21 protein-coding genes are annotated in these 19,617 nt (G+C 65.5%); 8 read left to right on the plus strand and 13 right to left on the minus strand.

Annotated features, from left to right (window positions below):
• Positions 1-21: 21 nt before the first annotated feature.
• A complete protein-coding gene (locus HU825_RS10970) occupies positions 22-1,257 on the minus strand; it encodes an MFS transporter (RefSeq protein ID WP_234302026.1) in 1,236 nt (411 codons plus the stop codon).
• Positions 1,258-1,450: 193 nt separating this feature from the next.
• On the opposite strand from HU825_RS10970, the gene HU825_RS10975 reads away from it, so the two are divergent.
• Positions 1,451-2,404, plus strand: coding sequence for a class I SAM-dependent methyltransferase (locus HU825_RS10975; protein ID WP_167136427.1), 954 nt, complete (start codon positions 1,451-1,453; stop codon positions 2,402-2,404).
• Here HU825_RS10975 and HU825_RS10980 read toward each other — a convergent pair.
• From HU825_RS10980 to HU825_RS11020, 9 genes are all read right to left on the minus strand, one after another.
• Complete coding sequence (locus HU825_RS10980; protein WP_234302027.1) at positions 2,401-2,853, minus strand: DUF305 domain-containing protein; 453 nt, start codon at positions 2,851-2,853, stop codon at positions 2,401-2,403. The two genes, HU825_RS10975 and HU825_RS10980, sit on opposite strands and share 4 nt — an antisense overlap.
• A 32-nt stretch (positions 2,854-2,885) precedes the next feature.
• On the minus strand, positions 2,886-3,422 hold the full coding sequence (locus tag HU825_RS10985) for a retropepsin-like aspartic peptidase RloA3 (protein WP_234302028.1): 537 nt from the start codon (positions 3,420-3,422) through the stop codon (positions 2,886-2,888).
• A 59-nt stretch (positions 3,423-3,481) separates the two neighbouring features.
• Positions 3,482-4,144 carry a TetR/AcrR family transcriptional regulator gene (locus HU825_RS10990; RefSeq protein ID WP_234302029.1) on the minus strand — a complete coding sequence of 221 codons (663 nt, stop codon included), beginning with the start codon at positions 4,142-4,144 and terminating at the stop codon, positions 3,482-3,484.
• 268 nt (positions 4,145-4,412) lie between these two features.
• Positions 4,413-5,627, minus strand: coding sequence for a hypothetical protein (locus HU825_RS10995; protein ID WP_234302030.1), 1,215 nt, complete (start codon positions 5,625-5,627; stop codon positions 4,413-4,415).
• A 42-nt stretch (positions 5,628-5,669) separates the two neighbouring features.
• Positions 5,670-6,149 (minus strand): curli production assembly protein CsgB, encoded by a 480-nt coding sequence (locus HU825_RS11000; RefSeq protein ID WP_213662953.1) that lies wholly within the window; start codon positions 6,147-6,149, stop codon positions 5,670-5,672.
• Positions 6,150-6,363: 214 nt separating this feature from the next.
• Entirely contained in the window at positions 6,364-7,200 is an 837-nt protein-coding gene (locus HU825_RS11005; RefSeq protein ID WP_008568108.1) for a CsgG/HfaB family protein, read from the minus strand.
• Positions 7,201-7,221: 21 nt separating this feature from the next.
• Positions 7,222-7,632 (minus strand): curli assembly protein CsgF, encoded by a 411-nt coding sequence (locus HU825_RS11010; RefSeq protein ID WP_043296105.1) that lies wholly within the window; start codon positions 7,630-7,632, stop codon positions 7,222-7,224.
• Positions 7,629-8,015 carry a curli production assembly/transport protein CsgE gene (gene csgE / locus HU825_RS11015; RefSeq protein ID WP_008568106.1) on the minus strand — a complete coding sequence of 129 codons (387 nt, stop codon included), beginning with the start codon at positions 8,013-8,015 and terminating at the stop codon, positions 7,629-7,631. Before csgE ends, HU825_RS11010 begins: the two co-directional genes overlap by 4 nt.
• A complete protein-coding gene (locus HU825_RS11020; protein WP_077683521.1) occupies positions 8,012-8,662 on the minus strand; it encodes a helix-turn-helix transcriptional regulator in 651 nt (216 codons plus the stop codon). Before HU825_RS11020 ends, csgE begins: the two co-directional genes overlap by 4 nt.
• Positions 8,663-9,001: 339 nt before the next feature.
• Here HU825_RS11020 and HU825_RS11025 point away from each other — a divergent pair, with 339 nt between their 5' ends.
• From HU825_RS11025 to HU825_RS11035, 3 genes are all read left to right on the plus strand, one after another.
• Complete coding sequence (locus HU825_RS11025) at positions 9,002-9,628, plus strand: LysE family translocator (protein ID WP_234302031.1); 627 nt, start codon at positions 9,002-9,004, stop codon at positions 9,626-9,628.
• A 69-nt stretch (positions 9,629-9,697) separates the two neighbouring features.
• Complete coding sequence (locus tag HU825_RS11030) at positions 9,698-10,162, plus strand: VOC family protein (RefSeq protein ID WP_054093800.1); 465 nt, start codon at positions 9,698-9,700, stop codon at positions 10,160-10,162.
• Complete coding sequence (locus tag HU825_RS11035; RefSeq protein WP_234302032.1) at positions 10,162-10,989, plus strand: aldo/keto reductase; 828 nt, start codon at positions 10,162-10,164, stop codon at positions 10,987-10,989. Before HU825_RS11030 ends, HU825_RS11035 begins: the two co-directional genes overlap by 1 nt.
• 12 nt (positions 10,990-11,001) lie before the next feature.
• Here HU825_RS11035 and metR read toward each other — a convergent pair whose 3' ends face one another.
• The gene (gene metR, locus HU825_RS11040) at positions 11,002-11,928 is read right to left on the minus strand and encodes a transcriptional regulator MetR (protein WP_043296115.1); all 927 of its coding nucleotides are present in this window, start codon (positions 11,926-11,928) and stop codon (positions 11,002-11,004) included.
• A gap of 242 nt (positions 11,929-12,170) precedes the next feature.
• On the opposite strand from metR, the gene metE reads away from it, so the two are divergent.
• On the plus strand, positions 12,171-14,495 hold the full coding sequence (metE, locus tag HU825_RS11045; protein WP_234302033.1) for a 5-methyltetrahydropteroyltriglutamate--homocysteine S-methyltransferase: 2,325 nt from the start codon (positions 12,171-12,173) through the stop codon (positions 14,493-14,495).
• Here the strand turns inward: metE and glpD are convergent.
• On the minus strand, positions 14,486-16,045 hold the full coding sequence (glpD, locus tag HU825_RS11050; RefSeq protein WP_234302034.1) for a glycerol-3-phosphate dehydrogenase: 1,560 nt from the start codon (positions 16,043-16,045) through the stop codon (positions 14,486-14,488). The genes metE and glpD overlap by 10 nt on opposite strands.
• A gap of 68 nt (positions 16,046-16,113) precedes the next feature.
• Between glpD and ybaK the strand changes: the two genes are divergently transcribed.
• Positions 16,114-16,584, plus strand: a complete 471-nt coding sequence (gene ybaK, locus HU825_RS11055) for a Cys-tRNA(Pro) deacylase (RefSeq protein WP_043296119.1) — start codon at positions 16,114-16,116, stop codon at positions 16,582-16,584.
• A 15-nt stretch (positions 16,585-16,599) separates the two neighbouring features.
• On the opposite strand, the gene mltF is transcribed toward ybaK, so the two are convergent.
• Positions 16,600-18,060 (minus strand): membrane-bound lytic murein transglycosylase MltF, encoded by a 1,461-nt coding sequence (gene mltF, locus HU825_RS11060; RefSeq protein WP_043296122.1) that lies wholly within the window; start codon positions 18,058-18,060, stop codon positions 16,600-16,602.
• Positions 18,061-18,318: 258 nt separating this feature from the next.
• Here mltF and HU825_RS11065 point away from each other — a divergent pair, with 258 nt between their 5' ends.
• Both HU825_RS11065 and HU825_RS11070 read left to right on the plus strand, forming a co-directional pair.
• Positions 18,319-18,591: a GIY-YIG nuclease family protein gene (locus HU825_RS11065; RefSeq protein WP_043296123.1), complete on the plus strand. Its 273-nt coding sequence runs from the start codon at positions 18,319-18,321 to the stop codon at positions 18,589-18,591.
• A gap of 82 nt (positions 18,592-18,673) precedes the next feature.
• Positions 18,674-19,612 carry a glutathione S-transferase family protein gene (locus HU825_RS11070; RefSeq protein WP_003288250.1) on the plus strand — a complete coding sequence of 313 codons (939 nt, stop codon included), beginning with the start codon at positions 18,674-18,676 and terminating at the stop codon, positions 19,610-19,612.
• Positions 19,613-19,617: the final 5 nt, after the last annotated feature.

Raw genomic sequence — 19,617 nt, forward strand, 5'->3', positions numbered from 1 at the left:
TTGTTGTACAGCGCGGACTGATCACGATTCCCCGGCAGGTTGGGTCCTGCCTTCTTGTGTGGTGCTGGCGTCTGAGCGTGCGTGGATCGCACGCAGCAGCACCAGCACGCCGATGCCGGCGGCGGTTCCGGCGCCGGCGTAGAGCCAGGCCAGGTCGTCGAAGCCGACCAGGCGGCGAGCTGCGTCCTCGGTGAGGTAGGCCGCGGAGAACAGGCTGCCGAGGCCGGCAGCGATATTCGATACGGTGCTCTGCAGCGCCATGAAGGCGGCGCGCTGCTCGGGCTGCGGAATGGCCGCGGCGATGGTCAGCGTGCTGCTGCTGCGCACCGCGCCGAGCGCCATGAACAGCGTGAACACCAGATACAGCGACAGCCCGAGCGGCACTGCGAAGCCGAGCAGGGTGATGGCGGCCAGGCAGCCGCTGCTAAGCAGCACCACCGTTGCGACATTGCCGCGGTCGATCAGCACGCCGCCCAGATGCATCGCCGCCAGGCTGGCAAGGCCGCCGCAGAGGTAGAGCAGGCCAATGTGCTGGCGCGGAAATTCGAGGTTGAACTGGAAGTAGTTGGAGAAGTGCGGCACCAACAGGAAGTGGCCGAACATCTGCAGCGCCACGATCGACAACGCGGCCTGGCACAGCGGCGTGCGCAGCAGCGGCCACAGACGCGTCGCGCTGTGGGCATGGGTCGGCGGCGTGGGAAACAGTCGCAGGCAGAGCAACGCGAGCAGCACGCCGGCACCACCGAACAGCACGAACGGTGCCTGCCAGCCGCCGCGCGCGGCGAGCTCCAGCGCCAGCGGCGTGACCACGATGGCCGCCAGCGAATAACCCATGGCGACATAGGCGAGTTTGCGGCCACGTTCGGCGGGCGGGATCAGGTCGAGCATCGCGGCCATCAACACCGCGCCCATGGGACCGGCGACCAGACCGGAGAGCACGAACAGGATGATCAGCTGTTGCGGCCCGCTGGCCAGCGCGCATGCCAGCAGCAGGGCGAAACGCAGTGCCAGCAGGCCGATCAGCGCGCGCTTGCGCTCCAGACGGTCGAGCCAGGCGGCGCTCAGCGCCGCGCTCAGCGCCGCGGCGAGGGTGGCGCCACCGGCAAGGTAGCCAACGTGGCTGGCCTGCATGCCCAGCGCCCGCACGAAATCCGGACCGAGCGGCATCACCATCATCAGGCTGCCGATCGACAACATGTTGATGAGCATGGCCAGGTGAACGGCGGCTTGCGCTTGTCGATCAGCGTCCATCTGCATCGTACTCGGGTGGCTGGGGCGGCAGCATGGTAGGCAATCTCAAACGCTATTTCAAATACTAATCGTTCTCATCTGTGCGGCAGATTGCCATCGCTCGGTGTGCCTCGCGGATACGCGCGGGTGCGTGCCTTCCTGCGGGCGCCCGGTGAGGCGGTAGAATGCTGCGCCTCAATGCCTTCTCCGCGGGGGAACCATGCACGCCGACGCGCTCGCCACCCTTCAACAGTTGCTGTTAGACGGCCTCGACCCGGTGCCGGAGGAAACGCGCCGGCTGTTTCATGGCCGCGGGCGTTGCTGGCCGGGTCTCGAACACGTCACGGCCGACTGGCTGCAGGGCGTGCTGCTGGTGGCGTTGTTCCGCGCGCCGGAGGCTGCGCAGCTGGATGCGCTGAAGCAGCTGCTGCGTGCGTTGGGGCAAACGCCGGCGTGGCAGCGCAGCCAGGCGCATGCGCTGCTGCTGCAGCATCGCTATCTGCCGGACAGCCCCACCGAGGCGCTGCTGGGCGAGCTGCCGGCCGAATGGCTGATCAGTGAGAACGGTTTGCGCTACAAGCTGGATCTGGGACGCAAGCAGAACAACGGGCTGTTTCTCGACATGCGTTACGGACGCCGCTGGGTGCAGGAGCACGCGCGCGCGCGGCGCGTGCTGAACCTGTTCGCTTACACCTGCGGTTTCTCGGTCGCGGCGATCGCCGGTGGCGCGCGGCACGTAATCAATCTGGACATGGCCAGCGCCGCGCTGAGCCGTGGCCGCGAAAACCACCGCCTGAACGGACACGATCTGTCCCGGGTGAGCTTCCTCGGTCATGAGCTGTTCAAGTCGTGGGGCAAGGTGAAGAAGCTCGGGCCGTATGACCTGATCATCATCGACCCGCCGTCGTTCCAGAAAGGTAGCTTCGTTCTGAGTACCGATTACCGGAAGATTCTGCGCCGCCTGCCGGAACTGCTCGACGCGCACGGTGAGGTGCTCGCCTGCATCAACGATCCGGACATTGGCCCGGACTTTCTCATTGAGGAGATGGCCGCCGAGGCGCCGCAACTGCGCTTCGTGCGGCGACTGGAGAACCCACCGGAGTTCGCCGACGTCGATCCGGACGCCGGGCTGAAGACACTGCTCTTTGCCCGGCAGGAACAGACAGAACGCTAACGTCGTGCTTCCAGTTCTTCTATCAGCCCCTTCATCTCATCGATCTCGCGGCGCTGTGCCTCGATGATGCTGTCCGCCAGTTTGCGTACGCGCGGGTCACGGATATCGGCACGTTCGCTGGTAAGGATGGCGATGGAGTGGTGGGGAATCATGGCCTTCATCCAAGACACCTGATCCACCGTGGCCTGGCTGCGCACCAGCCATAGCGACACGGCAAAGATCAGCAGGCCGCTCGCGTAGATAGCCAGGTTCACCCCTCGTCGCGGATACATCTTGGGCATGAAAGCGAGCATGACGATCGCCATGCTCGCGCCCATCACCAGCGCCATATAAGCGCGTGTTTCGCTGAAGAACACGTGGTCGAGCTGGTAGGTGTTGAGGTACATCAGGCCGAACATGACCAGTGTGGAGGTCGCGATCATCGCGCCGAACTTCGCATAGTTCTGCATCGGTAGGCTCCCGGATGGCGGTTTCGACAGGATCAGTCGTCGGTCTTCGAAACGGAACAGTCCGGCTCGGCGGTGAAGGTGCGCGAGGCATCTACCGGGCCCAGCTTCTCCAGCGTGCGGCGGCCGAGCAGTACCGGATAGAGCATGTCGTCGCGGTCGTTGAGCGAGAATTCCTCCTCGTAGACCTGCTTGCCCAGGCACACCTTCATCTTGACCACGGGGCGATCCTCCTTGCCGGCCGCACCGCGCACGGTCAGCTCGCGCTCGATCTTGCGTTCGACACGGCTATCGACCCGTTTATCGGTGTTGATGTCCTCCAGATCGAGATCGAAGCGCACCCACTTTTCGCCGTCCTTCTCGAAGCGGTCGATGTTTTCGGCGTGCATCGAGGAGGTCAGCGCGCCGGTATCGAGCTTGAATTTCACCGCGATGCCTTCGGGCAGGATCAGGCCTTTCTCGACCCAACCCAGCACCGGGCGTGAATCGGCGAGCGCGGTGGCGCTAAACCAAACGAGGAGCGAGGCGAGTCCGCAGAGCAGGCGGCGCGAAGCGGGTTGGCGCAAGGGCATACGGTTTTCCTCGACGAACGACGGACATGGAAAAGTAGAGTCGTCGAGGTTGTGATTGTTCAGTCGGTCGTCGTGGCCGGCGGAGTGAGGCCGCAGCCCTTGAGAATGATCTGAATGAGGTTGTCGGTAGCCACGGCGAAGTCCTGGCGCGTCATGCGCTTGCCGCCGATGCGGCGAATCTGGTCGGAGAAATCGGCGTAGTGCTGCGTGCCGCTCCAGATCAGGAAGATCAGGTGCATGGGGTCCACCGCGTCCATCTTGCCGGCGGCGATCCAGGCCTCGAAAACGGCAGTGCGACCGCGGAACCAGTCGCGATAGTCCTGGCCGAAATGCTCGGCGAGACACTCCGAGCCGCTGATGACCTCCATCGCGAAGATCTTCGAGGCCTGCGGATGGCGCCGGGAGAACTCCATCTTCATGCGGATGTAGTTGGCCAGGGCGGTCGCCGGATCATCCTCCGCGCGCATGTCGTCGAACGCGGTGTCCCACAGTTCGAGGATGTGGCGCATCACCTCGACGTACAGCCCGAGCTTACTGCTGAAGTAATAGTGCAGATTGGCCTTAGGCAGTCCGGCGCGGGTGGCGATGGCGTTCATGCTGGTGCCCTTGAAGCCATAGCGGGCGAACTCGGCCGCGGCGGCGGCGAGGATGGTTTCCTCGTTCTTCTGGCGGATGCGACCGGCGGGTTTGCCGGATACGGCTGGGGTGTCGTGCTCGTTCATGGTTCTGGCTCGCGTAGGTGGCGCATCCGGCGGACTTGGCTTGACGCCGACGGCATGGATTCTGCCCGAGTTGGCCGTTCGGCGCAGCCGTTGCGCTTGCTGCGCGAGCCGCGGTAGCTCCATCCGCAAACCTGCAACGTAAGCCGTGATGAATCATCGCGAAGACCGTAGAGACTGGTCGGGTGGCTCTGCCATGCCGGGCAACCCGGCGGCCCGTACAAACGCAACTGCCGGCCCGAAGGCCGGCAGTTGGATGACGCCGGTGCACTCAGTTCTGAGTGACCGTGGCGCTGTTGTTCCAGCCATTCTGATTGATGTAGGCCGCGTTGCCGTAGCCGCTCTGCGTGGCCACCGCGCTGTTGTCCCAGCCGGTCTGATTGACGCTGGCCAGGTGCGCCGCACCGGTCTGGGTAAGGCTGGCTTCGTTGGCGACGCCGTTCTGCTGGATGCCGGCGAGGTTGTCGCGGCCATCCTGCGCGACGTCGACGCTGTTGCCGAAGCCGACGCTCAGGCCGACGATTTGGTTGTCGGTGCCGTCCTGCACCGCGGTCAGCTCGTTGCCCGTGCCGTTCTGGCCGAAGTACAGCTCGTTGCCGCGGCCCTGCTGATCGACATCGGCACTGTTGAACGCGCCGACCTGGGTGGTCTTGGCGGTCTGGTTGCGGCCGTCCTGGAACACGTCGGCGCTGTTGCCGGTGCCGAACTGCTCGGTCGTTGCGGTGTTGTTGCCGCCCATCCAGCCGTTGGTCTGCTCGATGCGCGAGTCGTTGGCCACGCCGTACTGCAGGACGAAGGCGTTCTGCGCGTTGCCGTCCTGATCCACGTCGACGTTGTTGCCAATCCCGTTGGAGTAGACGTACGCCTCGTGGTTGAAACCGGTCTGGGCGACCTGCGCGTCGTTGCCGACACCGACCTGTTCGACTTCCGCGACCGACCCGGAGCTGAGCAGCTGGGTGATGCGCGCGTCGTTGTTGTCGCCGTCCTGGTCGATGGTTGCCTTGTCGAAGGAGCTGGCCACCTGGGTGATGCTGGCATCGTTCAGATCGCCGAGCTGGTTGGTGCTCGCGTCGCTGTGGAAGGCCGCGGACTGGCTGGTGGCGGCGCTGTTGTATGAACCGTTCTGAGTCTGCGTGATGGTGGTATGCAGCGTGCCGTTCTGCGTGACGGTGGCGGTATTGTCCCAGCCACGCTGATTCTGCGTGGAGGTGCTGTCGACAGCGAAGCTCTGCTGGGCGTCGGCATCGTTGAAATTGCCGAACTGGTTCTGTTCGGCGGTGCTGCCGAACGAGCTGAGCTGCTCGATTGCCGCGTCGTTGGCGAAGCCGCCCTGATTCTGCTCGGCGAAGTTGCCGGAACCGCCGCTCTGCAGGACTTCGGCCACGTTGTCGATGCCGATCTGGTTCTGCTCGGAGGTGTTGTTGGCGGCCAGGACCGGGGCAGAGGCAACCAGCATGGCGGCTACGAGGGGGGTGAACTTAAACATATTTATCTCTCCATGGATGTTTTAAGTACTGCGGTACTTCCTTCACCGGTACTGGCGAACCACTACCGTCAGACCCTGACCCATCTGGTTGACGCTGCTGCTCAACCCTGAGCCAGTCTGTTCGATGAGCGCGCTGTTGCTGGCGCCCTGCTGTGCGATGGCGGCGACGTTGCCGGAACCGTCCTGGTCGATACGGGCCTGGTTGTAGTCGCCCGACTGCATGATCAGCGCTGCGTTGTCGGTTCCGATCTGATTGATGTCGGCGGTATTGGCGTAGCCGGCCTGGAGGATGTAGGCCTCCAGTTCCGAGCCGCTCTGGGCAATGTTGCCGACCAGTGCCGAGCCTGATTGCTGGATTGAAGCCAGCGCGGCCTGGTTGGCGGCGGCGGTCGAGGTGAGACTGTCCGATTGCCAGGCCAGCTCGCTTGGAGCCAGGTCTTGATCGGCATGGCTGGCAGCGGCGGCCAGTGTCAGCAGTACGGACAGGAGGAGCTGTTGGGCAATCCTTTGCGTGGTTTGCATCGCTTCGTCCCTGGTCAATTGGCACTGGAATCATCTTGGTTGCGGATCGGCGCAGGCGAAATCCATCCAATGATTGAAAATGCATCGTTCCGGTGCATGCGGTGTTGCGGGTGTGCCGAGGCCGTGTGGCGGCGAATGGGTGCGGTCTGGCGGCAAGAGCTGCGACCGATCCAAGAAAAAGCCCTCCGAAGAGGGCTTTTGGGGCGGGCGAGGCTCAGATCGGTTCGGGCTTGCCAAGGTATTTCGCCAGCGCCGGATGGTCGCCGGTGTGGCCTTCGGCCGTCTGCCACAGGCGCCGATCCACACCCTGCGCGACCAGATGGGCGACGGCGGCTTCGATGGCCGACAGCACGCACAGTTGCGCTGGTTCATTGGTGGTGTAGCCGGCCTCGGCCTCCAGCAGTTCCTTGAACTCGATGAACTTGTAGACGTTGGCGCTACGCCCGATCGAGAAGATCGTCTTGGTGGTCATCACGTTGGACAGTACCCGGCCGCTACGCACGTCGATGGCTCTGAGGTTCACCGTGACCTGATCCACCCGGTATTCCTGCGACAGGCCCACGCCCAGGTAGCGCGCGCCGAGGCCGCCGCTGCGCACGTTGGTCTCGTAGGCAACGATGGCGCCCTCCATGAGGATGTTGGCCGCCAGCAGCGAAGGCAGTTCGGACTGGATGTTCGGCGCTACATCCGGCTTGCCCTGCGAGGCGCGGATGATCTTGCGTTCGGTCAGCACGTTCTGCAGACCTTCGCGCTCGAGCACGACGAACCAGCCGCTGGCCTGCATGGCGTCGACCAGCATGCTGGCAGCGCCCTGGGTCACTGCAGTGGAGAAGGAGCTGGCGGGGGTGGGCTTGTACTGCCCGGTCTGGTCGCGGAAACCGTATACCGCGGCGACCAGCTGGCCCTTGGGACGCGGCAGCGCCAGCAAATCCTGATAGGTCGAGGTGCGCGGGGTCAGGGTCGGCGCCTTCTGATCCGCGGGCATCGGGTCGCGCACCGCGCAACCCTGCAGTACAGCCATCATCCCGATGGCGATGAACAGGCTTCTCATGGCCTTGGCTCTCCTTGCTGTTCAGTTTTGTCCGACGACAACTTCGGACGTTTCGCCAGTGGCGCGATCGGTGATGACGATGACCAGGTCGCCCAGGTCGTTTTCGGTAACGTCGACGATGAAGTCATCGGTGGTCAGCGAACCCGTCTCGCCGTTGCCGACGTTCACCAGCAGGTCGCTCAACAGCCGGGACTCCAGCTGGCTGGTGAAGCGATCCAGCGCCGACAGGCTGCTCGCCGAGCGACTCGGTGCGTCGGGGTCCTTGTGGTCGTTCTGCGCCTGGGCGTTGCCCAGTAGCCAGGAGCCGTTGAGCGGGCTGCCGCCGAACGAGGGGTTGATCGGGGTGTACACCAGTTCGGTGGCGCTGGCGCCGGCGCTGAGCAGCAGGGCGCCAGCCAGCACGCCGAGGTTCTTGGGAATGTGCCTGTTCATAACTCGTCCTTGGCTAGATCAGTGTGGTCTTCGAAAAACGCTTCGATCTTTCGTCTGTTGATTTCCTGCAGTACGAAATCGGCAGCCTCGTAGGCGGTGTCTTCCATATCCGCGACGTTGGGCTGAAGAAAGCGGCGGTAGAGCGTCTTGTCCTCGTATTCGACCCAGACGAGGATGCCCCAGCGCGCCGAGGGGCGTTCCTTGACGGCCAGGTTGAAATCCAGGCGGCTGGTGTCGTTCAGACGTTCGCAGAACTTGAGGTAGAACTCCTGCCCGGAGCGCGAGATGGTGCCGTTGGTGATGAAACCCATGAGTTCGGCTTCATCGGCTGCGGCGCCGGAGATTCCCAGCGCCAGCAGGCAGAGCAGGGCGAGGCGTCTCATAGCTCCGGCTCGCAGACGTGGGCCAGGACAATCGACGCGCCCTGCGCGCGGTTGTTCGCGCCGAGCTTGCGCAATGCGTTGTGGATGTGGCTCTTGATGGTGTGGGTGCTCAGGTACAGCTTCTCGCCGATCGCGGCGTTCGACAGGCCTTTGCCGGCAAGCGCGAGAATCTGTTTTTCTCGCAGCGTCAGCGCGTCGATGCAGTGGTCGGCATGAGTCAGCTGGCGGTAGCGCAGCAGCAGTTTCTCCATCAGCGCGCGCGGCAGCCAGTCGCCGCCGGCAAGCAGGGTGCGAATGCCGCTGATGAAATTGCTGCGCAGGGTCGAGCGGTAGAACACACCGCGAATCCAGGGGTGCAGTTCGACCAGTCGATGCGCCTGTTCGGGCAGCGCGTTGATCAGGGCGATTGGCGTGTCGCCAGCCTTGCGCAGCAGTTGCAGGCAGTCTTCGTGGCTGAAGCTGCCGAGATCGAGCAGCAGCAGCTCGCACTGGGTGTGCTCGGCACGCAGCGTCGTGGTGCGCTGTAAGCTGCAGCGTGGGTGTTCGAGCAGATGCTGACGCAGCGCACCGTCGAGCAGTTCGCTGTGGGAAAGCAGTACCAGACGTGGCGATAACGGCGCGACGGCCGATGAGGCGTTGTCATTCATTCGCAGATCCTTTGCTGAATGTGACCGAATGGTCTCCGATGTCCCTGCACATTCGCGGGGTGGCGTAGTGACAGTACGAAAGGAAGGTTAGTTCAGTGTTGCGACAATAAAAAGTCACTCATGAGGAAGGTAGACAGTTTTCCGACGAAATGCATTTGCGCCCGGATGCAAGGAATCCGAATGTCGCCACGCTTGGCCGATGCCGATAGCTGAAGGGCCCGCCTGATGGCCCGGTTTGCGTCTTGCCATGACTCGCGGCGTGCCGGATGCTCGTCATACCGACCCGTCGCGCTCCGAATTGCCCTCCGTTTTCCTGCCCAAGGGTCGCCGAGGTTGCTGATGGAAGATCTGTCGTTCTGGCTGTTGTTCTTTTCCGCCGCGCTGGCGCTCAATCTGTCGCCGGGGCCGGATTTGCTCTATGTACTGTCGCGCACCCTGTCCGGCGGTCGACGGCTGGGACTGGTCTCGAGCCTCGGCGTCTGTACCGGCGCGCTGGTGCATGTGGCTGCAGCGGCGCTGGGGCTGTCGGCGATTCTGGCCACCTCCGCGGTGGCGTTCGCGGTGGTCAAGTATGTCGGCGCGGCCTATCTGATCTACCTCGGGTTCCAGGCGTTGCGCTCGACCGGCGGCGTGCGGATCGAGGCGCGTGCGCCGGTATCGGCTTGGCGTGCCTTTCGTCAGGGCGTGCTGGTGGATGTGCTCAATCCCAAGGCGGCGATCTTCTTCATGGCGTTCCTGCCGCAGTTCGTCCGTCCCGACCACGGTGCGGTGGCATTGCAGCTCTTCGTCCTCGGCGTGCTGGTGGTGCTGGTGGCGATCATCGTCGAGTGTGCGCTGGTCGTGCTGGCGACGCGCGCGAGTCAGGCGCTGCGCAGCCATCAGGCCGTCGGTCGCTGGCTCGATCGGGTGATGGGCTCGCTGCTGGTTGGCCTGGGGGTGCGCCTCGGGCTGAGCGAACAGCTCTAGCGGCAGGAATCATCCGCGGCTGCCGCGGGTCAGAGATTTATCCCTGTTGACGCCGCCGGAGGCACGCGAATGTCACGCCTGAGCAAGAACACCACGGCCACGCTGATCCCCTGCCTGCGCTATCGCGATGTGCCGCGTGCCCTCGACTGGCTGTGCCAGGCGTTCGACTTCGAGCGCCAGCGGGTCGTCGAAGACCCGCTGGCAGGCGTCATCCATGCGCAGCTGAGCTTCGGCAACGGCATGCTGATGCTCGGGCCGGTGGTGGATTCGCCCTACGGCCAACTGCTGCGCCAGCCTGACCAGCTCGGCGGCGTCTCCACCCAGGGCATCTATGTCGTGGTCAACAGCGCCGACGCGCTCTACACCCGAGCCAAGGCGGCGGGGGCGCAGATCGTCATCGAGCTGAAGGATGAAGATTACGGCGGCCGCGGCTTCACCTGCCGTGATCCGGAGGGCCATCTGTGGAGCTTCGGCACCTACGACCCCTGGGCCGATCCGGCTGCTGCCGAGCTGGCGAACGCGGAGGGCAGCTGATGCGCACGCTGCGTCTGCAAGATGGCCGCACCGTGCCGGTGATCGGTCAGGGTACCTGGCACATGGGCGAGCGCCCTGCCGAGCGAGCGCGCGAAGTGGCGGCGCTGCGCCTGGGCGTCGAGCTGGGCATGACGCTCATCGATACCGCCGAGATGTACGGCGAGGGCGGAGCCGAAGAGGTGGTCGGCGAGGCCATCGCCAACCGCCGCGAGCGGGTCTTTCTGGTCAGCAAGGTCTATCCGCACAACGCCAGCCGGCGTGGCATCCCGCAGGCCTGCGAACGCAGTCTGCGGCGTCTGGGGTGCGATTATCTGGACCTCTACCTGTTGCACTGGCGCGGCGAGTATCCGCTGGCCGAAACCGTCGAGGCCTTCGAGCAGTTGAAGGCCGCCGGGCGGATTCGCGCCTGGGGCGTGTCCAATCTCGATCTGGCCGATCTGCAGGAGCTGCCGGACGGCGCGGCCTGCGCAGTCAATCAGGTGCTCTACAACCCGCAGGCGCGTGGCATCGAATTCGATCTGCTGCCCTGGTGCCAGGCGCACGCCATGCCGCTGATGGCCTACTGTCCGCTCGGTCAGGGCGGCCCGTTGCTGCGCCATGCGGCGTTGCTCGAAGTCGCGCGACGGCATGGCGTGCAGCCCGCCCAGGTGGCGCTCGCCTGGGCGCTGCGTCAGCCCGGTGTGCTGGTGATTCCAAAGGCCGTCGAGCCGGCGCATGTTCACGTCAATGCCGCGGCGCACGATTTGCGCCTGACGGCCGAAGACCTCGCGCTGATCGACGCTGCCTTTGCGCCGCCGCGGCGCGCGCAGCCGCTGCAGATGGTTTAGCGGCCCGTTTGCTTAACGGCCGCGTGCCGCCGCGCTGACGCCTTCCAGCGTGGCGAACGAGGTGTCCTTGGCGGTCAGCAGGAAGTCGCGCATGAACGGCGAGTCGAGCATGTCCGAGCGGATGCCGGCGAACAGCGTGGCGAACAAACCCTTCTCGCCCAGCCGCTTGGCGGTGACGTAGCCGCGCGCGCTGTATTCATGCAGCGCCCAGTTCGGCACGCAGCACACGCCACGGCCGGACGCCACCAGCTGCATCATCATCACCGTCAGTTCCGAGGTGCGCACCTGCGCCGGTTCGACGTCGGCCGGTTCGAGGAAACGGGTGAAGATGTCCAGGCGGTCGCGTTCCACCGGATAGGTGATCAGCGTTTCCGTGGCCAGGTCCTCCGGGCGCACGTAGGGGCGGGTGGCCAGCGGGTGCTGGTTGGCCACGGCGAGCAGCGCCTCGTAGGTGAACAGCGGCACGTAGGTGATACCCGGCAGGTCGATCGGGTCGGAGGTGACGACCAGATCGAGATCGCCGCGCGCCAGCGCCGGCAGCGGCGCGAAGGAGAAGCCCGAGGCCAGGTCCAGCTCGACCTCCGGCCAGGCGTCGCGGAACTGGTCGATGGTCGGCATCAGCCACTGAAAGCAGCTGTGGCATTCGATCGCCATGTGCAGCCGGCCCGCCGTGCCACCGGCCAGCCGCGCCAGATCGCGCTCGGCGCTGCGCAGTTGCGGCAACAGGCTATCGGCCAGTTGCAGTAGCCGCAGCCCGGCACTGGTGAAGCGCACCGGGCGCGTCTTGCGCACGAACAGCTGCACGCCGAGGCGCTCCTCAAGTTCCTTGAACTGATGGGAGAGCGCCGATTGGGTCAGGTGCAGCCGCTCGGCGGCTTCTACCAGGCTGTCGGTTTCTCGCAGCGCATGAAGGGTCTTCAGGTGGCGAATTTCCAGCATGTCGGCAATCCTTGGTTTGACAGGAAACCGCTGCCCTGGTGTCGGCAGCGTTATGAGAATCGCTCATCGAGCGCAGTTTCGCGCAGGGGGCGGGGGCTGTCGAGCGGGCGATTGCGCCAACCGCTGGTTCCGCTCTGCTACATGAATAATTCTGATGATGAACGTTAAGAGCGTGAGTTTGTTTCACTGAAGGCGCTGGCCGACAATTCCCATCTGAATTTTGAAATTGAATGGAGATTGTCATGGCCGTAGCGCACTCCCTTGGGTTCCCCCGCATCGGCGGCGACCGCGAACTGAAAAAAGCCCTGGAGGCGTACTGGAAGCACGAACTGGACGAAGCCGGTTTGCGCCAGGTCGGTCGCCAGTTGCGCGCGCGGCATTGGCAGCTGCAGGCCGATGCCGGCATCCAGCTGCTGCCGGTGGGCGATTTCGCCTGGTACGACCAGGTGCTGAGCCATTCGCTGATGTTCGGCGTGATCCCGTCGCGCTTCCGCCCGGCCAGCGGCGCGATCGGCCTGGATACGCTGTTCGCGATGGCGCGCGGTGTCGGCCCGCGCTGCTGCGGCGGCGATGCCCAGGCGCAGGAGATGACCAAGTGGTTCGATACCAACTACCACTACCTGGTGCCGGAGTTCGATGCGCAGCAGCAGTTCGAGCTGAGCTGGACGCAGCTGTTCGAGGAGGTCGACGAGGCGCTGGCGCTGGGCCATGCGGTCAAGCCGGTGGTGATCGGTCCGCTGAGCTACCTGTGGCTGGGCAAGGCCAAGGGCGCGGAGTTCGACAAGCTGGACCTGCTCGAACGCCTGCTGCCGGTCTACGGTCAGGTGCTCGAGCGGCTGGCGGCGCAGGGCGTGGAATGGGTGCAGATCGACGAGCCGATTCTCGCGCTGGACCTGCCGCAGGAGTGGAAGAACGCCTTCGAGCGCGCCTACAACGTGCTGCAGCGTGCGCCGCTGAAGAAGCTGGTAGCGACCTATTTCGGCGGCCTGGAAGACAACCTCGGGCTGGCGGCCGTGCTGCCGGTGGATGGTCTGCACATCGATCTGGTGCGTGCGCCGGACCAGTACCCGGTGATTCTCGACCGGCTGCCGGCATACAAGGTGCTCTCGCTCGGCCTGGTCGACGGACGCAACGTCTGGCGCTGCGATCTGGACAAGGCGCTGGCGGTACTGCGCCACGCCGCCGAACGCCTGGGCGAGCGGCTGTGGGTGGCACCATCCTGCTCGCTGCTGCACAGCCCGGTGGACCTGACACGCGAGGACCGGCTGGATGACGAGCTGAAGAGCTGGCTGGCCTTCGCCGTGCAGAAATGCGCCGAAGTAGCGCTGCTGGCCCGCGCGGTCAATCAGCCGGACGCCGCCGAGGTGCAAGCCGCGCTGGCCGAAAGCCGCGCGGTGCAGCAGGCGCGGGCCACATCGCCGCGCATCCACAACCCGGCGGTGCGCGCGCGGCTGGTCGCCATCACGCCCGCAGACAGCCGCCGCGCATCGCCGTTTGCCGAGCGCATCGCGAAGCAGCGCGCGCATCTGCAGCTGCCGGCGTTTCCGACCACCACCATCGGCTCCTTCCCGCAGACGGCGGCGATCCGTCAGGCGCGTCAGGCCCATCGACTTGGCACACTCGGCGAAGCCGACTACATCGCCGCCATGCAGGCGGAGATTCGGCACGCGGTGGCGGTGCAGGAACAGCTTGGTCTGGACGTGCTGGTGCACGGCGAGGCCGAGCGCAACGACATGGTCGAGTACTTCGCCGAGCAGCTCGATGGCTATGCCTTCACCCGTTTCGGCTGGGTGCAGAGCTACGGTTCGCGTTGCGTGAAGCCGGCGATCATCTACGGCGACCTGAGCCGTCCGCGACCGATGACGGTGGAGTGGATCCGCTATGCCCAGCAGCAGACCGGCAAGGTCATGAAGGGCATGCTCACCGGCCCGGTGACCATGCTGATGTGGTCCTTCCCGCGCGAGGATGTGAGCCGCGAGGTGCAGGCGCGGCAGCTGGCGCTGGCGATCCGCGATGAAGTTTGCGACCTGGAGGCCGCCGGCATCCGCATCGTGCAGATCGACGAGGCGGCGTTCCGCGAGGGGCTGCCGCTGCGCCGCGCGCAGTGGCAGGGCTACCTCGACTGGGCGGTGGAGGCTTTCCGCCTGTGCGCCAGCGGCGTGCGCGATGAGACGCAGATCCATACGCACATGTGCTACAGCGAGTTCAACGACGTGATCGAGGCCATCGCGGCGATGGATGCCGACGTCATTACCATCGAGACCTCGCGCTCGCAGATGGAGCTGCTGGAGGCGTTCCGGGCCTTTGACTATCCCAACGAGATCGGCCCGGGCGTCTACGACATTCACTCGCCGCGGGTGCCGAACACCGCGGAAATGGTCGAGCTGCTGACGAAGGCCGCCGAGCGCATCCCCGCCGAGCGCTTGTGGGTCAACCCCGACTGCGGGCTGAAGACCCGCGCTTGGGCGGAGACAGAGGCGGCGCTGGTGAACATGGTGGCTGCCGCGCGGCAGTTGCGCCGCAGCCATGCTCGCCAGCCGCGCGCCGTCGCCGCGGTTCAGGCCTGACGCAGCGTAGCGGCGTCGGGGGCGGCGAACAGCGGCAGGCGTTCGGGTGTCTGCCGTTGCAGGTAGTCGTCCAGACGTGCCCGGCCTTGGGCATCGAGGAACAGGCCGAGCTTGCTGCGCCGCCAGAGAATGTCCTCGACGCTCAGTGCCCATTCCACGGCGATCAGATAATCCACCTCGCGGGCATACAGCCCGCTGCCGAAGTGTTCGCCGAGATCGGCCAGGACGTGCAAACCGTGCAGCAGCCTCCAGCTGCGGCTGCCGTAGCTGTGTGCCCAGCGCCGCGCCAGCGCCTCGGGCAGCCAGGGCGCGCCGGTGCACAGCGCCTCGGTGAGGTCGCGCGGGGTGCTCATGTCCTCGCCGCCGGGCAGGCGTGCGTCGTGGGTCCAGGCCGGTTTCATCCGTGCGAACCAGGGGGCGAGTTCGGCCAGTGCGGCTTCGGCAAGCTTGCGATAGGTGGTCAGCTTGCCGCCGAACACTGACAGCAGGGGCGGCTCGTGGCCCTCGGCATTCAGCACCAGCGTGTAGTCGCGGGTGATCGCCGACGGATCGGAGGATTCGTCGTCGCACAGCGGGCGCACGCCGGCGTAGCGGTGGCGAATGTCCTCGGCCTGCAGCTGCCGCTTGAAGTGGCGGTTGACCACCGCCAACAAGTACTGGATTTCGTCTTCGGTGACCGTCACCTGGGCCGGATCGCCGCGGTATTCGCGATCGGTGGTGCCGATCAGGCTGAACTGCTCCAGGTAGGGGATCACGAAGACGATGCGGCGGTCGTCGTTCTGCAGGATGTAGGCGTGCCCGCCGTCGTAGAGCCTGGGCACGATCAGGTGGCTGCCCTGGACCAGGCGGATGGCGTGCGCGGGGCGCTGGCGAAGCGATTCGCGCAGGAAATCGGTTACCCACGGCCCGGCGGCATTCACCAGCGCACGGGCGCGCAGCGAGTAGCGGCTGCCGTCGCCCCGTTCCAGATGCAGATGCCACAGGCCCTTGCTGTGTCGCGCGCTGACGCAGCGGGTGCGGGTGTGGATGTGCGCGCCGTGCTCGCGGGCGCACATGGCGTTGAGCACCACCAAGCGAGCATCGTCGACCCAGCAGTCCGAATATTCGAAGCCCTGGGTGATCTCGGTCTTGAGCGGGCTGTCCGCGCCGAACCGCAGGCGACGCGAGGGTGCCAGGCGTTCGCGTCGACCCAGATGGTCATAGAGGAACAGGCCGGTGCGGATCATCCAGGCCGGGCGCAGATGCGGGCGGTACGGCAGGATGAAGCGCAGCGGCGCGACGATGTGCGGCGCCATGTTCAGCAGCACTTCGCGTTCGGCCAGGGCCTCGCGCACCAGGCGCAGTTCGTAATGCTCCAGATAGCGCAGGCCGCCGTGCACCAGTTTGCTGCTGGCTGACGAGGTGTGCTGCGCCAGGTCGCCCTGCTCGCAGAGGTAGACCGACAGGCCGCGCCCGGCGGCATCCGCAGCGATGCCGACACCGTTGATACCGCCGCCGACCACGGCCAGATCGTAGATTTCGGCGACAGGCGCGAGGGGAGGATGCTGCATGGAGTGCTCACCGCGGATGCGTTGCCTGCTAAGGTACAGGCATTCAGCCAGCCACATCATTACAGAACATGACACCTGCCATCGATCTGCTGAAAAAAGCGCGCGTCGAACATCGCGTGCATAGCTACGAACACGACCCGAAGACGGCCTCCTATGGGCTAGAGGCCGCCGAAAAGCTCGGCCTCGATCCGGCGCGGGTATTCAAGACGCTGCTCGCCTGCAGCGAGAAGAACGAGTTGCTGGTGGCGGTGGTGCCGGTGGCCGGCACGCTCGACCTCAAGGCGCTGGCACAGGCGGCCGGCGTGAAGAAGGTGGAGATGGCCGATCCGCAGGTGGCGCAACGCACCACCGGCTATCTGCTCGGTGGCATCAGCCCGTTGGGGCAGAAGAAGCGCCTGCGTACCTTCATCGACAGTTCGGCACAGGCGCAGCCGAGCATCCATGTCAGTGCCGGTCGGCGCGGGCTGGAAGTCGAGCTGGCGCCCGCGCTGCTGGCCGAACAGACCCGCGCGGTCTTCGCGCCGATCGGTCGCGGCTGAGCGCGGCCCGGCGGATCACAGCGGCGGCAGGTTCTCTTCGATTTCGGTGGCGTAGATGCCGGGCACGTGCAGATTGCCCTGTACCAGTTTCTGCCCCTCGAGCTGCGGCTGGGTCACCCAGGTGAGAATGTCGTAGTAGCGGCGGATGTTGGCGACGAAATGCACGGGTTCGCCGCCACGCGCATAGCCGTAGCGCGTCTTGCTGTACCACTGCTTCTGCGCCAGGCGCGGCAGCATCCGCTTCACGTCCAGCCACTTGTTCGGGTTCAGGCCTTCGGCCTCGGCGAGCTTGCGCGCGTCCTCCAGATGGCCTCCGCCGACGTTGTAGGCGGCCAGCGCGAACCAGGTGCGGTCCGGCTCCTCGATGCTCTCGGGCAGACTGTCGCGCACCTGCACCAGGTACTTGCCGCCGCCGCGAATGCTTTGTTTCGGGTCCAGGCGGTTGGTCACGCCCATCGCGTTGGCGGTGTTGAGCGTGAGCATCATCAGCCCGCGCACCCCGGTCTTGGAGGTCGCATCGGGTTGCCAGTGTGACTCCTGATAGCCGATCGCCGCGAGCAGCCGCCAGTCGATGCCATGCTCCTTGGCGGTCTCGCGGAAGGTCTTCTCGTAGCGCGGCAGGCGCTGCTGCAGGTGCTTGGCGAAGGCATAGGCGCCGACGTAGCCGAGCACGTCGACATGCCCGTAGTAGCGTTCGCGCAGGCGCTGCAGCGTGCCGTTCGTCTGTGCCTGATCGAGAAACTGGTTGGCGGCCTGCAGCAGGCTGTCGTCTTCGCCCTTGGCGAGAATCCACGACAGGCTGTTCTGCTCGCCGAGGTCGAAACCGGTGCGGATGTTGGTGAAATACACCTGGTTCATCGACAGCTCGTTGGACTCGACCAGGGTCAGGTCGATCTGTCCCTCGTCGACCATGCGCAGCAGGTCGACCACCTCCACCGCGGCGGATTCTTCGTAGCGCAGCTCCGGCAGTTCGCGCTGCAGGGCGGCGAGCTTTTCCGCCTGGCTGCTGCCCTTGAGTACCAGAATGCGTTTGCCGACCAGGTCCTCGGGTTTGCGCGGACGGCGCTGGCCGTTGCGGTAGACCACCTGGGTGGTGACATCCAGGTAGGAATGGGTGAAGCGCGCCAGCGCCTGGCGACCTTCGCTGGCGACCATTCCGGCAGCGGCCAGCGCCGGACCGCCGGGGCGATTGAGGCGGGTGAAGATTTCGTCGATGTTGTCGGCGGTTTCGATTTCCAGCTCGACGCCCAGCTCGGTGGCGAAGCGCTTGACCAGCTCATACTCGAAGCCGGCTTCGCCGTTGCGGTCCTGGAAATAGGTGGCGGGGCTGTTGCGGGTGATCACGCGCAGCACGCCTTCCTCCTGTATCCGTTCGAGCTCGTTGGGCTTTTCAGCGCAACTGCCGAGCATCAGGAGGACTCCGGTCGCCAACAGCCAGCAGGCGCAGCGCTTGCGGAACGCAGTTTGAGAAAACATCGGCGCAGTATACGCAAAGGCGTTCGGCCACCATATCTGGACAGCGAAACGGCTGTCTGCTACGAGCACGCCACTCCGGCGCCGCGTCAGAAGGCGGCAATGGCGCTGCAGCGCCCGCCCTTCGCGGCCTGCAGCGCCGCTTGATGGCTTCGGTCGTTTGCCCGGCCAGTGGCGGACGATTGCGTCGTTCCGTCCACGGCACGTGGCTGGCTACGGCATAATGCGGCGCGCCTGTTGCCCCGAGATTCTTCACCGCCCATGACCGTCGCCGATTCAAAGCCTTGGTATGTCTATCTGGTGCGTGCCGCCAATGGCGCGCTGTACTGCGGCATCAGCGACGACGCTCAGCGGCGCTTCGCCGAGCATCAGCGGGGGCGCGGCGCGCGCTTCTTCCATTCCAGCCCGGCGATGGCGCTGGTGTATGTCGAGGCCTGTGCTGACAAGGGCGCGGCGCTGCGGCGCGAAATCGCCATCAAGCGCCTGAGCAAGAGCGCCAAGGAGCGGTTGGTGACCGAAACCCCGGCGTCGTGAATGACGCATCAATCGGCCGATAGGCTGGCGTCGGCCGAGCGTCTAAGCTGAGGCTCTTTCCTACATCCGGCGGAGCCTGTCCATGCACGAGCTGATCCTGCACCACTATCCCACCTCGCCCTTTGCCGAGAAGGCGCGTCTGCTGCTGGGCTTCAAACAGCTGTCGTGGCGCTCGGTGCTGATTCCGCCGGTGATGCCCAAGCCCGATCTGACTGCGCTGACCGGCGGCTACCGGCGCACGCCGGTGCTGCAGGTCGGTGCCGACGTGTACTGCGACACCGCGTTGATCGCCCGGCGCCTGGAGGCTGAGAAGGCTACGCCTGAGCTGTTTCCCGAGGGCCAGGAGTTCAACGTCGCGGTGCTCGCCGCATGGGCTGATTCGGTGCTGTTCCTTACTGCGGTGAGCCTGGTGTTCCAGCCGGAGTCGATGGCGTTGCGCTTTGCCAATGTGCCCAAGGAATTCGTCGAGACCTTCGGCAAGGATCGTGCGCAGCTGTTCAGCAACGGCAGCGTCAGCCGCGTTTCGCTGGCGCAGGCGAAGAACGACTGGCCGACCTACATGGCGCGGCTGCAGCAGCAGCTGGCGCGCAGCGAGGGTGAGTTCCTGTTCGGTGCCGCGCCGTCGCTGGCCGATTTTGCCGTGGCGCACTGCCTGTGGTTCCTGCGGGCGACGCCGGTGACCGCGCCGCTGGTGGACGATTACCCGGATGTCCGCGCTTGGTTGGGCAAGGTGCTGGGCGTCGGGCATGGCTCGTTCAGCGAGCTGCCGGCCGAGCACGCATTGCAGATCGCCCGCGAGGCGACGCCGGCGGCCTTGCCGGATGAGCCGTTCGCCGAGCCGAACGGCTTCGCCCAGGGGCAGCGCGTGGTGATCCGTGCGGTGGATTACGGCAGCGATCCGGTGGAGGGCGAGCTGCTGTTCGCCGGCAGCGAGGAACTGATCCTGCGCCGCGAAGACGCGCGCGCAGGTGTGGTCCACGTGCATTTCCCGCGCCTGGGTTACCGCATCGAAGCCTGCTAAGGGGC

The organism is Pseudomonas phenolilytica (assembly GCF_021432765.1).
GTDB lineage: Bacteria > Pseudomonadota > Gammaproteobacteria > Pseudomonadales > Pseudomonadaceae > Stutzerimonas > Stutzerimonas phenolilytica.

Bases quoted from the DNA above. Each gene is read 5' to 3' on its own strand.
- HU825_RS10970 (WP_234302026.1), bottom strand. From the start codon at position 1,257: ATGCAGATGGACGCTGATCGACAAGCGCAAGCCGCCGTTCACCTGGCC.
- HU825_RS10975 (WP_167136427.1), top strand. From the start codon at position 1,451: ATGCACGCCGACGCGCTCGCCACCCTTCAACAGTTGCTGTTAGACGGC.
- HU825_RS10980 (WP_234302027.1), bottom strand. From the start codon at position 2,853: ATGCAGAACTATGCGAAGTTCGGCGCGATGATCGCGACCTCCACACTG.
- HU825_RS10985 (WP_234302028.1), bottom strand. From the start codon at position 3,422: ATGCCCTTGCGCCAACCCGCTTCGCGCCGCCTGCTCTGCGGACTCGCC.
- HU825_RS10990 (WP_234302029.1), bottom strand. From the start codon at position 4,144: ATGAACGAGCACGACACCCCAGCCGTATCCGGCAAACCCGCCGGTCGC.
- HU825_RS10995 (WP_234302030.1), bottom strand. From the start codon at position 5,627: ATGTTTAAGTTCACCCCCCTCGTAGCCGCCATGCTGGTTGCCTCTGCC.
- HU825_RS11000 (WP_213662953.1), bottom strand. From the start codon at position 6,149: ATGCAAACCACGCAAAGGATTGCCCAACAGCTCCTCCTGTCCGTACTG.
- HU825_RS11005 (WP_008568108.1), bottom strand. From the start codon at position 7,200: ATGAGAAGCCTGTTCATCGCCATCGGGATGATGGCTGTACTGCAGGGT.
- HU825_RS11010 (WP_043296105.1), bottom strand. From the start codon at position 7,632: ATGAACAGGCACATTCCCAAGAACCTCGGCGTGCTGGCTGGCGCCCTG.
- csgE (WP_008568106.1), bottom strand. From the start codon at position 8,015: ATGAGACGCCTCGCCCTGCTCTGCCTGCTGGCGCTGGGAATCTCCGGC.
- HU825_RS11020 (WP_077683521.1), bottom strand. From the start codon at position 8,662: ATGAATGACAACGCCTCATCGGCCGTCGCGCCGTTATCGCCACGTCTG.
- HU825_RS11025 (WP_234302031.1), top strand. From the start codon at position 9,002: ATGGAAGATCTGTCGTTCTGGCTGTTGTTCTTTTCCGCCGCGCTGGCG.
- HU825_RS11030 (WP_054093800.1), top strand. From the start codon at position 9,698: ATGTCACGCCTGAGCAAGAACACCACGGCCACGCTGATCCCCTGCCTG.
- HU825_RS11035 (WP_234302032.1), top strand. From the start codon at position 10,162: ATGCGCACGCTGCGTCTGCAAGATGGCCGCACCGTGCCGGTGATCGGT.
- metR (WP_043296115.1), bottom strand. From the start codon at position 11,928: ATGCTGGAAATTCGCCACCTGAAGACCCTTCATGCGCTGCGAGAAACC.
- metE (WP_234302033.1), top strand. From the start codon at position 12,171: ATGGCCGTAGCGCACTCCCTTGGGTTCCCCCGCATCGGCGGCGACCGC.
- glpD (WP_234302034.1), bottom strand. From the start codon at position 16,045: ATGCAGCATCCTCCCCTCGCGCCTGTCGCCGAAATCTACGATCTGGCC.
- ybaK (WP_043296119.1), top strand. From the start codon at position 16,114: ATGACACCTGCCATCGATCTGCTGAAAAAAGCGCGCGTCGAACATCGC.
- mltF (WP_043296122.1), bottom strand. From the start codon at position 18,060: ATGTTTTCTCAAACTGCGTTCCGCAAGCGCTGCGCCTGCTGGCTGTTG.
- HU825_RS11065 (WP_043296123.1), top strand. From the start codon at position 18,319: ATGACCGTCGCCGATTCAAAGCCTTGGTATGTCTATCTGGTGCGTGCC.
- HU825_RS11070 (WP_003288250.1), top strand. From the start codon at position 18,674: ATGCACGAGCTGATCCTGCACCACTATCCCACCTCGCCCTTTGCCGAG.